Below are 12,535 nucleotides of genomic sequence, written 5' to 3'. Positions count from 1 at the left end.
TCTGTGTTGCATCAAAGCTCTACAACCATATGATGTGCAAAATGGAAGATGCCCGTATTTCTCGTTTTGGTCCTACAAGCGCTGCACGTTACGCAGCGGACCTTGAACTGTTTTTACCTCGGCAAGGAGAGGCAGTCTTTGCTAATGTACCTTTCGAAATCGAAGCGTCTTTTGGTGAACAAGAGTTCACAGACGCAGATGGCTTTGGTTTTAAGCTTAGCTTTCGTAGGGCATTTATTGAAATCGTTGCGTCCGACTGTGAAGTTTCTCGCGAAGGTCGGTACCAAAGATCTCTTCCAAAGGAGCAGTTTCAACACTTGTTACGGAGAGAGAGTGAAAGCTCAGATGCAAAGAAAGTATCCGCTTCTGGTGGCATATCTCTAAAGCTCTCAAAAGTCCTATCAGCGCTGGGGATTGAAAGTTCAATGCATGGCGAAGTACGAAAATCCCTGCAAACAGGTAACACACAGTCGATAGAGAGCCATTTAAATTTTAGAATTGTTCGTTGGGTTGGTGCGAACCGATGGCAAATTGGTCATGAGATTATTGGAGACCCTAACGAACCGAATGGCGACTTGCGTGGAGGTTATTTAACACCTCTAGGTGATGGTGTTGTGGAAGGTGCGTCTAACCCGCTGTGCTTTCTCAATCCGACTAAAGGTAAGAAATTTACTGCAACCGTTGAGCTTCGGGCTCGGAAGCGTGACTGTGTTTACGTTCCGTTGGGGGAAGAACGTAATGAGGAACGTTGGGCTAAGAAAAACAGAACGCAAATTGAGCGATTGCTGACTATGAAAATGCTTGAGGAGCAAAATAGAATAGATGGTTTGACCCCGCCCGAAGGCGAAGTTGTTCTTGCACGTGGTAGCATCGAAGTTAGAAAATCGCGGTCCACAAAGTAACAATCCCAGCGTGAAGTTAATGAAAAAAGTCAGCGTGTTCTCGCCCAATCTGCCTCTGTTGAAAGCTGTCCGACAATCAAACTCAGCAGTTCTGACGGATTTGTGTGCGATTTCAGGACTTGATCCAAGTTCCGACTTTAAGCAGCTTTCGTTCGCAGACGTGGACTTCCGTGGTTCTGACCTCTCGTCCTTCATAATTGATACCGACCTGCCAAAGCACGTGACTGCAGAGCAAATGAAAGAACTGGCTGAGCAGGTTTCCTCGCCTCTTCCGGAGAAGATCGAAGAAACCGGCTTCAAGCCGTTTTTGCATTCGGTGGTCGATGCAGTAAACGAAGCCAACCTGGCTATCAAAAGAGACGGGCGAATTTCCGGGATACCGACGGGTTTTCACGACTTAGATCTAAAAATTGGTGGATTGAATCAGTCCGACCTCATTGTCTTAGCTGCAGCCCCTTCAATGGGTAAAACAGCACTTGTAACGCAGATCGCTTTCAACGTTGCCAAGGCTACTCAGTTTAACGATAGCTCTGCACGCAATTTTAGAGGCGGTAACGTTGGTTTTTTCTCTCTTCAGCTTAAAGCAGGACAACTTGCACAACGGATATTAGCACTTGAATGTGAAGTGCCAGTAGAGAATATCCAACGGGGGGACCTGACCGAACCTGAATTTAGGCGCTATGTCGATGCCGCTAAGACGTTAGAAAGTATCCCTCTTTTCATTGATGATACGTTTGGAGGTGCTGAGGCATTGGTCGCAAGGGCGGTGAAACTCAAGCGCGAAGTCGGTCTCAATTTACTTGTGATCGATATGATCGACGATTTATCTGAGAACCGGACAAGCGCAACAAGACATGCGACCGAAATTGAGGGAATACTGAAAGCATTTAAACACTTGGCCAGAAGTGAAGATATCTGTGTTTTAGTGACTTCAAATATCGGCAAAGCGATCTTAAGGCGGAGCGATAAGCGCCCAAAGATTACTGACCTCAATGAAATTGGGGTTGTAAGCCAAGTTGCTGATACTGTGCTATTTTTGCACAGAGAAGAGTTCTATACAGATCAACAGAGGCCGGAAGACTACGATCTTCAGGCAATGGCGGAATGGACGGATCATATGGAGCGAGTGCACGGAGTTGCTGATGTCATTGTTGCAAAGCAACGTAACGGTGCAATTGGAACCGTCGAGCTAAGTTTCGAAAGCAAGTATGTCCGCTTCGGGAACTTAGTGAAGCCTTGGCAGGAACTCGAAGGGTACTGAGATCAGATTGCCTTGTTTGGGAGTGTTTCTGGCACTCGTTGGTATTTGATCAACAATTGCTCGACTAGTATGTTTGTTTGGAGCCAGATTGCAGATTGGAACATAGCTCGCCTATACAAGTTCAATCGCATTTCGAAGTTTATTTTCATTGTAGTCAATGTAACGCTGGGTCGTGCTAATGTCTTTGTGGCGAGCTAGAGCTTGTATGACGCGGACGCTTACGCCCTTGTCAGCAAGCTCAGTTAAAAATTGCCGGCGTCCGCTGTGGCTGCTAGCACCTTTGACTCCCGCAAGTTCATAGAAACGAGCAAACAGGTTAACGATAGTTTGCGCGCTGAATCCGCCACGCTTTGCGCTGAATATAAGCGCCGCTTGCGGGTTTTGGATGTATCGAGGGTAGGTGGCAGCGTATTTAGCTAGAGCTTTGGCAAGGCGCTTGCTAACCAGTATTGAGTTCGCTTCGTCACCTTTGGTCTGATTAGCTGCTAAGAACAGCGTGTCGCGCACTTGTCCCCGCGCATCGTATACGTCGCCGACTTTTAGTCCGGCTATCTCGCATGCACGAAGACCGGCAAAAAAGCTTAGGGCGAATATTGCGCGATTTCTTGACCTGTAACGATGGGCGTCAATAATTGCATAGACCCGTTTTTGTTCCGCTTCTGTCAGTATCTTGGCTTGTTTCATAATTCACCTAATATGTGTGGTTCCATTTTAGTGCATTGTAAACTCACACATTTTAGCGATCGACCGAAAATATAACTCACGCTAAGTCTTTGAGAAAAAATCGGATATTTGAAGAATGTTAGAGATTATGAAATTTATAACATTTTGGGTTTAGGCACGTTTTCAGTAACCACAGCCAAAATACTGTGCTGCTCCCGCAAGTATTCTTCCAAGGAACAAATTACTTCTCGTAGCGCTACAATTTCTGAGTCAACGATACCGCCCATGCGCTTTTTGCGCACATGCGCGATCGCGAGTTTGGCTTGAGCGTGACGAAGGCAATCAATCGCAGTTCTTACGCTGAAGTCGCTTTTGCTGTTCCTTTGCACCGCAAACCAGCTCCGACTGCAGTTGCACCAGTTCATGCTAAAGTCTTCAGCTGTGTCGATTAATTCTTCTGCTCTAAGTTTTCTGTAAACCTGCTCCATCAATAACATTTAAGTTCTCCCAATAATTTTTGCGTTTTGATCAGGGCGCGGTGGCCGTGTTCGACCTACGGACACTCAAATCCTCGAACTGCATGGCGCAGCACTTGCCCCGAACTACCGAGTATCTGCCTTAGCTGACTAAGTTATTTATCTTCTACTTGCAGCCGGGCTGTGATTGCCTGAGTATTTTGGTTTCTTAGGTCTTGAAGGTTCCGCTACGCGAACAGGCTTTCGGGGAGGTTTCGGATCAAGTTGTGTTTCTCGGCGCTTCGCGGTTGTTCTATTTGGCGTTGACCTCGCTTGCGCCTCATTCAATTTCAAACGACGCAGGCATTCACTGGTCGTTTCCAAAAGTCGTCGAGTTGCATGTATTTGCTGATGTTTGGGCAGGGCATCGAAGGTTTGCTGTAGTGCTCGCAGCCAGTTCTCTAGTTCATTCATCGTTGTGATTCTCCTCAAGCTATTTAGCTGGAGCGCGTTGGAGATTGGATTTGTTGGACTGGATCGCCCATGGTCGACGCCGCGTAATGCCCAACTTTGCTTTGCGTCCTTACAGCTAGCTATCTGCGTCAAGAGCCGGATTTTCTTGTTTTAGTAGGGGTCGTTATTGATGCGGTGACCAAAAAGTGCATTGTACGTTCTTAGTCCATTGAGCATAAATGTTGCCACTTTGTTCTCTTTGGCGTAGATTTGCATTGGAAGGTGTAGCATGAGTGAAACCTCAATCGAGTGGACAGATTCAACTTGGAACCCTGTTGCTGGGTGCAGCGTCATGTCTGCCGGTTGCACCAATTGTTATGCCATGCAGATGGCTCGTCGTTTGGAGGCGATGGGCGTTGAGAAATACAGGGGGCTAACCCGAAAATCCGGCTCTAGAGCAGTGTGGAAGGGTATTGTCCATGAAGATCACAAAGCCTTGGAAATTCCTATTCGATGGAAAAAACCTAGGAAAGTTTTTGTTAATTCGATGAGTGATCTATTTCATCCATCGGTCTCAACAGAATTTATTGCAAAAGTCTGGTCGGTGATGAGGGACACTCCTCACCATAGTTACCAGATACTGACAAAACGCCCGGATCGTTTGTCTGAGTTGGCGGCAGGTGGGACGTTGCCTACGTTGCGAAATGTTTGGTTAGGTACGAGCGTGGAAGACGAAAACGTTGTGCACCGTATCGATGAGCTTCGTGAAGTGCCTGCAACTATTAGATTTATTTCATTCGAACCTTTGATTGGTAGGGTTGGAATGGTAGACCTCACGGGAATCGATTGGGCGATTGTCGGCGGCGAAAGCGGACCGAGAGCCAGACCAATACAGGAGACGTGGATAGATGAAATTCATGATGCCTGTCGCAACTACAACACTGCATTTTTCTTTAAGCAGTGGGGAGCGTGGGGAAAAGACAACAAACGTCGATCAAAAAAGCAAAATGGCCGAACGTATCGCGGTCAAACTTGGGATGAAATGCCCGTAGTCAATTCAATTTGAGGTCTAAATACTTTGGTTGAAAAGCCATACCAGTGGAAAGAGGGCGCTACCCTCGAAGAGCATTCCAAACGTAAACATAAGATTCTCGGTGAGTATTTTCGCCGGTACCTTTTGGAGAGGTGTAAAAACCCAAACACTCGCCGCTTCCGATTGGCTGTAGTCGATGGTTTTGCAGGCGGAGGGATGTATGAGGACGGAAGTCCAGGATCACCGATTATTTTCGCTCGGACACTCCTGGACACAGTGAAAGAAATTAATGTTAGGCGGGCTTCAGAGGGGATGCCTACCGTCGAAGTTGATTGCTTGATGCTTCTGAATGACACCGATCCAGAAGCAATAGGCAATCTGCCACAAGCCGTTGCGCCGTTGTTGGCCTTGTCGAAAGAAGAGGGCTCGAACACATCTCTAAAAATTGAGTTCTACGAGGCGGAATTTGAAGCCCAGATCGACGAATTTGTCACCAAGCTAGAGAGTGGTCGATACCGGAACGTAATTTACAATCTGGATCAATGCGGGCACAGCCGTGTGCAACGCTCGACTATTGCTAGATTGGTTCGTTCGGAGAAGTCAGTCGAGATTTTCCTGACGTATGCTGTAGAGGCTTTGCTAACCTATCTGGACCGTAGTAATCCGGATATGGTTCGGAAACGTCTAAAGCACCTTGACCTTGGCTCCGGGGCTTTGTCGTTTACGGATAGTTTGCTTAGTAAAAATGAGTGGTTGGGTTCGGCAGAAGGTATTGTTTTTGAACATTTTGGCCAATGCGCACCCTATTGTTACACCATTTTCCATCCACAATCCTAACGGTTGGAGATACTGGTTTATGCATTTCGCGAACAGTTATAGAGCCCGCCAAGTCTATAATGATGTTCTCCACGATAATAGCAGCGAACAAGCCCACTTCGGTCGTGCAGGGTTGCGTATGTTGTCCTACGACCCAGAACACGAAAAAGGTTCGCTTTACCTGTTTGATGCCGGAGCAAGAGAAGCAGCCAGAAGTCAATTGCCCGACGACATCCCGAAGCTGGTTTCAGAGGGCGGCGATACCATCGGCGTCGCAGACTTTTACCAGAGTATCTACAACGATACGCCGGCTCACAGCGACGACATTCACGCGGCAATCTTTGCGAATCCGGACTTGGAAGTTATTACACCTTCTGGCAACCAACGGCGTTTCCCACACACAATTTCACTTGAAGATTCTCTGCGCTTGAAGAAGCAACTGAGCTTTTTTCTGCCAACCGGTTAAGTGCAAAAAGAGAAAATTCGATGTGTTGCGTGACACAGGATATTGTGGCAGTTGGAACTAGCATCGCGAAATATCGTTGATTTAAGGGGAAGTATTTTGAATTTGAGCATTTGGTCTGACGCACGGCGGCCTCGCGACAAAGAGGTCAGCGCTACCGAAGGTGAAACGGAAGACCATGATCCGTTGACGTGGCGATCAGTTTTCCAACAAGACTACGACCGGTTGCTGTTTTCGACGCCGGTACGACGTTTGTCGGACAAGACCCAAGTGTGGCCGATGGATGAAAACGATGGCGTGAGAACTCGCCTGACGCATTCTCATGAGGTCGCAAATTTGGCCCGTTCAATTGGGTCCCGAATAATGTCGATGGACAGCAGCGTTTTCGAAGCTGACTTAAACAAAGTCGTTCAACCCATCCTTTGGGCAATTGGTCTGGCACACGACCTAGGTAATCCGCCGTTTGGGCACCAAGGTGAGGCCGCAATTGGAGCGTGGTTTGAGAAGCGGAAAAGCTGGATCTTCTCGCATACCAAGCACGAAGGTGACGAGTTAGATAGGGGAGTTCCATCGCGATACCACTTAGAGTTCATCAAGTTTGACGGTAATCCACAAACACTACGCCTAGTTACTAAGCTGCAAACGCATGTCCATCACCTTGGTATGGATCTGTCAGCGGCGACGCTGGCAGCTTCCCTAAAGTACCCAGTCGCAGCTGAAAACCGAAACAAGAAAAAGCCAGCACACAAAAAAGTTGGGTATTTTGCATCTGAGAATGATGTTGTTGAGTGGTTTAGGAAGGAAACTGGTCTTTCAGAAAGACAACGACATCCATTAACTTGGATAATGGAGGCGTGTGATGACGTGGCCTACAGCATTCTTGACGTCAATGACGTCATGAAAAAAGGTATCGTCTCTCCTGAAGATGTATTTTGCCGTTTGCGCTGCTCGGATAGTCACAAGGATTCTGACCTTGTTCTGAGACTTCAGAAAGCATTTGATAAGGCGGATAAAAGTAAACGGCATGTATCTGTGGTTCGGGATATAAAGATCGACTACATGAGGGCCTATTTGATGGAGGCCCTCTTGAGCGAAGCAAGCGCTCAATTCATCAAGTCCAAAGGAAAGATTTTTGAATTTGATGAAGATTTAGAGCCGCTTATGGAGAACAGCGAACTCTGCAATTTTCTTAAGAAGATTGCCCAAGATCATGCTTTTTCGAATGCGGGTGTTTTGAAGGCTGAAGCTGTAGGTGCAGTCGCAATTGGAGACATCATGTCATTTTTCTGGAATGCAATTTCGGACCGAGAAGAGCCTGATGATTTGTCATCGCGCCGTGTATCTCCAGCAGCAAAATTCGGATGGTCCTTAGTAAGTTCGAACTACATTGAGCAAGCAGAGCGGCTTGCGAATGGAAGTAAAGACTTTCAAACTATGCGCTATGCTGAGCTTAGACTGTTGACAGACATGGTATCTGGAATGACTGATACATTTGCGATGAAACTTTGGAAGGACATAAAGGCTTTGCCTCAGTGACTGTTGTAGCGAACAAAAAAACGTTGAAGCGAAGGGTGGATGACTACCTTTGGCGTGATGAATCGAAGACTGTTCAGGAACTTCGTTCGACATTGCATCAACACTTTTGGAGCTTCGACAGAGTTGCCGTTATCGGCGGTATGATCCGCGACCTAGGTCATAAAGGCGTTTCAGGCTTTAAATCAGATGTCGACTTAGTGATTGATGCACCAAGGGATGACGTCGCTAAGTTGGCCGAGGAATTGGGAGCGACCCGCAATCAGTTTGGTGGGTTTGGCTTCCATGGCCCTCGGTGGAAAATTGATTTTTGGGCTCTTGAAACGACATGGGCTTTCAAAGCTGGTCATGTTCCGGGCTCTAGTTTCTCAGACTTGATGCAGGGAACATTTTTTGATTGGGACGCTGTTCTCTATGACCTCAAGTCGAGGCGCCTAATTTGCCGGGATGAGTATGTTGCAACTCTGAATAGTAGATTGTTAGGGCTGAATTTGCGCGCGACTCCATCTTCGGTTGGTAATGCCGTGCGAGCAATTAGGCGCGTGTTTGAGTGGGATGTTTATGCGGCGGAAGACTTGGTGGATTTCGTTGATGAAGTTCTAGAAAACAATGGGTTAGAGGCCGTAACGAGGTACGAAAAAGAGCGTTATCAGAATTCGATTTCGTCAGTTTTTTATTCTCGCAATCAGCTTGTTAACGCCCTGCGAAACTTCGATGAAAGACATGATTTAGGAACCAAGTTTGCCCGGCAGCTAGCACTACCCGGTTTATTGAATTGAGTCCGCTAAGGACTTTCACATTGTCGAAGGGCCGGTGTTAGTTTTTGTGCATTCAAACTGAATATCTTTATCTAACCAAGATTTAGTAGCTGGAAGAGTCCGCTCTCAGTGAGCTTTCCAGCCTCTACAGCTTCGAGGGCGAGCATCTTAATGTGCGTGGTTGGCTCATACGCCGCACCTCCTGCGCCTACAGTGCTCAAAAGTGCCTCTTCGCTTAGCCGACCAGTTAAGAGCATCTCAAATGCTTTTTCTGCCACGCTGTTTGTTCCATGGTCGCCGGCGTCCTTGCCTTGCGCTTTTTCTTTCAACTTCTGTCGATCACGCCCAGAATGCTGGTCCGCGTTCATAAGTGGGCTGAGATCGCTGTAGAATTGATCAACGACTTTAGTACTGTTGCCAAGCTGGCGACTAAGCGCGTGAGTGTTCATGCCTCGTTTCAAGGCTTGTGTCGTATAGAAGTGGCGAAAACTATACAGCGTTCGTGTTCTGCCGTCGCTTCCTATTCTCATGTCATTGTGTTCAAGAAACGCTCTGAAACTGCGGCTGAGGTTAAAAAGATCTGCTTTGTCTCCACTACGCGTTTGAAAAACCCACTCATCGCTTCGTTTTTTTATTAACTCGTCGAAAGTCATATTGGCTAGAGCGGGGTTAAGGTCTCGCTGTCTGTCCAAGTAGGCTCGTGTTCTATCACGCGCAATCAACTGTCGATCACCAGTCTTCCCAGAGACAAAAATACTTATGTACCTTTCGCCGTCAATATCGACCAACGCAATGTTCTTCCACTTAAGGTTAAGTGCCTCCGTGCCGTGCCTGATACCTGTGTTGGCCAGAACGAGCACATAGTTCCTAAGAACCTCACGCGTCTCACGCGTTTTCCGATTTTTGGTGTGATTGTGCCAAGTTCGTAAACCTTTGTAGATAGTCCGATACTCTTCCACCAAAAAAGAACCTCTTCTCTGAGTTTTCGTACCTTTGTTGAGAAGGGTGGGGCGTATGGAGGTGGTTATCCATCCTTGGAGCAGAGCTTCATCGAAAACGCGATTCAGGGCACTGTTATGTGTGTTGATAGTGCTATGTGAAGCTTTGCGTCCAAGTTTTTTTGTGCGCCATGTATCGAAAGCTTGTAGGTGGGAAACCTTAATAGATGCGACATCCATTTTACCGAAGTAGGGGTCGAGGTAACGATCGATTGCTGTGATGTAGTCATTGAACACGATGCGTCCACCGCCTGCTTCAAGTTCATCGCGCATTCGCTGCTTGGCAAACTCAGCTACGCGGCGGAACTTGCGAGTGCTTTGGGGTAGATTGTTCTGAGATCGGTAGTCAGCGGTGTAATACTCTTGCTGCGCGGCTTCCTTCGCCTTTTCAAAGTCTCTTGTGCCCGTCGAGAAGCGGTGCCAGTCTCCATTGTCGAGTTTGATCCGCGCTTGCCACCGACTACTGCGATCACGCCTGTAAAGCGTCAAACGTTCGTTCACTTTTATCGACTTGTTGTCGGTTGCCATGTGCCAAACCATTGATTTCAAAGTGTATGTTGACACTACACTTTTTGAATCAAGAATGCTTTCAAAAAGTGTGCTGCAGGTGTGCTACGAGCTTTGAGAACTGGGTATTGCTATATGTTGTGGCGAAATTCGGAAGTTACTCGAAAAACCACAATATGTTGGAGGCGAGTACCGGAATCGAACCGGTGTACACGGATTTGCAATCCGCTGCGTCACCACTCCGCCAACTCGCCTTTTCAAGTAAAATCAAATACTTGCTGTGGTGTGGCAGGGGTTTTAACACCTTTCTTTTGGGGCGTCCAGAGGATAGATGGGAAAAATCGGCCGCCGGGTTGCGCGGCGTCTGTCAGGCGGTCTCCAAATGACTGTGATTTGACCAAACTTTCCGTACCATAGCCGTTGCCGCCTTGCCTTGGATATGGCACAAGCCAATCACCCTTGGGACAAACAAGAGCGATCCAATGACCGATTACGCAACCCGTCGCCGCACGATGGTGGATACGCAAATCCGGCCCTCTGATGTTACGAAATTTCCGATCATCGACGCCATGCTGACCGTTCAGCGCGAGAACTTCGTGCCCGATGCGCAGCGCGAAGCCGCCTATAGCGAAGGACTGATCGAGCTGGGGAACGGGCGTTGCATGTTGGAGCCGCGGACGCTGGCCAAAATACTGGATGCGTTGAATATCGGCAATGATGAAGCGGTTTTGGATATTGCGCCCGCAATGGGCTATTCCACGGCTGTCGCGGCGCGTATGGCGCAGCTTGTTGTTGCCGTCGAGGAAGATGAAGCTTTGGCCGCCGAGGCGCAAACTGTTCTCATGGAGGCAGATGCCGACAATGCGATCGTGCATGTGGGCCCACTGGCACAAGGCGCACAAGAGCATGGGCCTTATGATGTCATCATGGTTCAGGGTGGGGTCGAAGAGGTGCCGGATGCCCTGCTTGAGCAGCTCAAGGATCACGGGCGCATCGCTTGTCTGTTCGTCGAAGGGCAGCTGGGCACGGTTCGGATCGGGTATAAATCCGGAGGACGGGTCACCTGGCGTCACGGATTCAACGCAAATGCGCCGGTTTTAAAGGCATTTTGCACTGAGCGTGCATTTTCGCTATAGTTCACATCGTTATTAGTGTTGCTGCCTTGATTAGTTGAAAACAAACACGCAAACTGTGTCTAGGGCAGCGTAATTTTGGTTTGAGAAGGATTTGGTTATGCGTTCATGGACGGGGGGGAAAGTAGTTAAGGCATTGGCACTGACGGCGGGAATAGCGCTGAGTGCTGTGCCGGGAAAGGCGGTCTGGGCAGACAACCTGACAGATGCCTTTATCGGGGCTTACAACACCAGCGGTTTGCTGGAACAGAACCGGGCATTGCTGCGGGCGGCTGACGAAGACGTCGCCATTGCCCTCTCGGCGCTGCGTCCGATCATCAACTGGACCGTGCAGGTCAGTCAGGATTACACGCGCTCGACTGTCAGTGACGCGGTAACGCGCGTTGAGCCGTCCAACTTCTTCACCGGCCTAACATTGAGCCAGCTGATCTATGACGGCGGCTTTTCGGTTCTGGGCAAACAATCGGCCCAGGAAATCGTGTTATCGACCCGCCAAAGCCTGATCGACATCGAACAGGCCGTTCTGTTCCGTGCGGTGAACGCCTATCTGGATGTGGTTCTGCAGGAAGAGACGGTTCAGATTCAGCTCAACGATGTGGACGTGTCGGCAGAAGAACTGCGCGCATCGCAGGATCGTTTTGACGTGGGTGAGGTGACACGCACAGACGTTGCGCTGTCCGAGGCGCAGCTGGCAAGTGCGCAGGCTGAACTGGCCGTGGCGCGCGGTAACCTGAGCACCGCTCAGGCGGAATATGTCAACGCCGTGGGCAAACAGCCGGGCGCAACTGCAGGCCAACCGCGTTTGCCGAACCTGCCCAGATCCGAATCTGAGGCGATTTCCTTCGCACAGCGGAACCATCCGGCCATCCTGTCGTCGCAACACGAAGTGCGCGCGCTTGACCTGGCGGTCCAGCAGCAGCGCGCGAATCTGGGTCCGAACTTGACCCTGAACGCGGATGCGGGGATTACCGAAAGCTTTGACAATGATGACGATGTCGAAGACGCGACAATCTCGCTGAACTTCAACCAGCCGATTTATGCCGGTGGTGGTCTGGCGGCTCAGGTCCGCCGGGCGATGGCGACCCGCGACGCGTCGCGCGCAAACCTGCTGAATGTGCAGAAAGACATCACTCAGGGCGTGTCGGCGGCCTACGCGAACTTTCAGGCAGCAACGGCCAGTCTGCGCGCCTCGACTGAACAGGTGCGTGCATCGCAAGTGGCTTTTGACGGTATCCGCGAAGAAGCCACACTGGGCGCACGGACGACGCTGGACGTTCTGAACGCGCAGCAGGACTTGCTGGACGCGCAGTTGAACGAGGTTGCGTCACGCACCGAACGGTCGCGCGCTGCCTATCAGCTACTGCAGGCGCAGGGCCTTCTGACGGCCGAGCGTTTGGGGCTGGCCGTGCAGGTCTATGATCCGACCCTCTACTACAACCTGGTCAAGCGCGCACCTGCACAGGTGAGCCGTCAAAGCCGGGATCTGGATCGCGTCCTCAAGGCGTTGCGCCGCGAATAACGGTCAAGACTCACTGTTGTGAGGTCCGGTTTGTTTGGCTA

The 12,535-nt window shown here is 49.4% G+C and carries 12 protein-coding genes and 1 tRNA gene; 9 read left to right on the top strand and 4 right to left on the bottom strand.

All coding sequences use genetic code 11. The features are described from left to right. Positions 1-41 precede the first annotated feature (41 nt). Both ACRZ94_RS08395 and ACRZ94_RS08390 read left to right on the top strand, forming a co-directional pair. Complete coding sequence (locus tag ACRZ94_RS08395) at positions 42-902, top strand: hypothetical protein (RefSeq protein ID WP_480797117.1); 861 nt, start codon at positions 42-44, stop codon at positions 900-902. A 19-nt stretch (positions 903-921) separates the two neighbouring features. Continuing rightward, on the top strand, positions 922-2,163 hold the full coding sequence (locus ACRZ94_RS08390) for a DnaB-like helicase C-terminal domain-containing protein (protein WP_480797116.1): 1,242 nt from the start codon (positions 922-924) through the stop codon (positions 2,161-2,163). Between the two features lie 111 nt (positions 2,164-2,274). Here the strand turns inward: ACRZ94_RS08390 and ACRZ94_RS08385 are convergent, their stop codons facing one another. Next, positions 2,275-2,847, bottom strand: a complete 573-nt coding sequence (locus ACRZ94_RS08385; RefSeq protein ID WP_480797115.1) for a tyrosine-type recombinase/integrase — start codon at positions 2,845-2,847, stop codon at positions 2,275-2,277. A gap of 134 nt (positions 2,848-2,981) precedes the next feature. After that, positions 2,982-3,323 carry a hypothetical protein gene (locus ACRZ94_RS08380; RefSeq protein ID WP_480797114.1) on the bottom strand — a complete coding sequence of 114 codons (342 nt, stop codon included), beginning with the start codon at positions 3,321-3,323 and terminating at the stop codon, positions 2,982-2,984. Positions 3,324-4,023: 700 nt separating this feature from the next. Between ACRZ94_RS08380 and ACRZ94_RS08375 the strand changes: the two genes are divergently transcribed. From ACRZ94_RS08375 to ACRZ94_RS08355, 5 genes are read left to right on the top strand one after another with little or no spacing between them, the layout of a single operon-like run. Continuing rightward, the gene (locus tag ACRZ94_RS08375; protein ID WP_480797113.1) at positions 4,024-4,800 is read left to right on the top strand and encodes a DUF5131 family protein; all 777 of its coding nucleotides are present in this window, start codon (positions 4,024-4,026) and stop codon (positions 4,798-4,800) included. A gap of 12 nt (positions 4,801-4,812) precedes the next feature. After that, positions 4,813-5,604 carry a three-Cys-motif partner protein TcmP gene (tcmP, locus tag ACRZ94_RS08370; RefSeq protein ID WP_480797112.1) on the top strand — a complete coding sequence of 264 codons (792 nt, stop codon included), beginning with the start codon at positions 4,813-4,815 and terminating at the stop codon, positions 5,602-5,604. Between the two features lie 19 nt (positions 5,605-5,623). After that, the gene (locus tag ACRZ94_RS08365) at positions 5,624-6,049 is read left to right on the top strand and encodes a hypothetical protein (protein ID WP_480797111.1); all 426 of its coding nucleotides are present in this window, start codon (positions 5,624-5,626) and stop codon (positions 6,047-6,049) included. Between the two features lie 51 nt (positions 6,050-6,100). After that, a complete protein-coding gene (locus tag ACRZ94_RS08360) occupies positions 6,101-7,582 on the top strand; it encodes a deoxyguanosinetriphosphate triphosphohydrolase family protein (RefSeq protein WP_480797110.1) in 1,482 nt (493 codons plus the stop codon). 35 nt (positions 7,583-7,617) lie between these two features. Continuing rightward, a complete protein-coding gene (locus ACRZ94_RS08355; RefSeq protein WP_480797109.1) occupies positions 7,618-8,358 on the top strand; it encodes a hypothetical protein in 741 nt (246 codons plus the stop codon). A 71-nt stretch (positions 8,359-8,429) separates the two neighbouring features. Here the strand turns inward: ACRZ94_RS08355 and ACRZ94_RS08350 are convergent, their stop codons facing one another. Both ACRZ94_RS08350 and ACRZ94_RS08345 read right to left on the bottom strand, forming a co-directional pair. Next, positions 8,430-9,863 carry a tyrosine-type recombinase/integrase gene (locus ACRZ94_RS08350; RefSeq protein WP_480797108.1) on the bottom strand — a complete coding sequence of 478 codons (1,434 nt, stop codon included), beginning with the start codon at positions 9,861-9,863 and terminating at the stop codon, positions 8,430-8,432. A 159-nt stretch (positions 9,864-10,022) separates the two neighbouring features. Continuing rightward, positions 10,023-10,096 (bottom strand) — tRNA-Cys (locus tag ACRZ94_RS08345). A 228-nt stretch (positions 10,097-10,324) separates the two neighbouring features. Here ACRZ94_RS08345 and ACRZ94_RS08340 point away from each other — a divergent pair. Together ACRZ94_RS08340 and ACRZ94_RS08335 are read left to right on the top strand one after the other, a co-directional pair. Then, on the top strand, positions 10,325-10,978 hold the full coding sequence (locus ACRZ94_RS08340; protein WP_480652201.1) for a protein-L-isoaspartate O-methyltransferase family protein: 654 nt from the start codon (positions 10,325-10,327) through the stop codon (positions 10,976-10,978). A gap of 97 nt (positions 10,979-11,075) precedes the next feature. Next, positions 11,076-12,494: a TolC family outer membrane protein gene (locus tag ACRZ94_RS08335; protein WP_480797107.1), complete on the top strand. Its 1,419-nt coding sequence runs from the start codon at positions 11,076-11,078 to the stop codon at positions 12,492-12,494. Positions 12,495-12,535 lie beyond the last annotated feature (41 nt).

The sequence above is a fragment of the Ruegeria sp. CH10 genome (genome assembly GCF_056537125.1).
The sequence above is the reverse complement of the archived record's forward strand: the minus strand, read 5'-3'. Positions and strand labels throughout refer to the sequence as shown.

Excerpts from the sequence above, each read along its gene's own strand:
- ACRZ94_RS08365 (WP_480797111.1), top strand. The coding sequence starts at position 5,624 with ATGCATTTCGCGAACAGTTATAGAGCCCGCCAAGTCTATAATGATGTT.
- ACRZ94_RS08385 (WP_480797115.1), bottom strand. The coding sequence starts at position 2,847 with ATGAAACAAGCCAAGATACTGACAGAAGCGGAACAAAAACGGGTCTAT.
- ACRZ94_RS08335 (WP_480797107.1), top strand. The coding sequence starts at position 11,076 with ATGCGTTCATGGACGGGGGGGAAAGTAGTTAAGGCATTGGCACTGACG.
- ACRZ94_RS08395 (WP_480797117.1), top strand. The coding sequence starts at position 42 with ATGGAAGATGCCCGTATTTCTCGTTTTGGTCCTACAAGCGCTGCACGT.
- ACRZ94_RS08390 (WP_480797116.1), top strand. The coding sequence starts at position 922 with ATGAAAAAAGTCAGCGTGTTCTCGCCCAATCTGCCTCTGTTGAAAGCT.
- ACRZ94_RS08380 (WP_480797114.1), bottom strand. The coding sequence starts at position 3,323 with ATGTTATTGATGGAGCAGGTTTACAGAAAACTTAGAGCAGAAGAATTA.
- ACRZ94_RS08350 (WP_480797108.1), bottom strand. The coding sequence starts at position 9,863 with ATGGCAACCGACAACAAGTCGATAAAAGTGAACGAACGTTTGACGCTT.
- ACRZ94_RS08340 (WP_480652201.1), top strand. The coding sequence starts at position 10,325 with ATGACCGATTACGCAACCCGTCGCCGCACGATGGTGGATACGCAAATC.
- ACRZ94_RS08375 (WP_480797113.1), top strand. The coding sequence starts at position 4,024 with ATGAGTGAAACCTCAATCGAGTGGACAGATTCAACTTGGAACCCTGTT.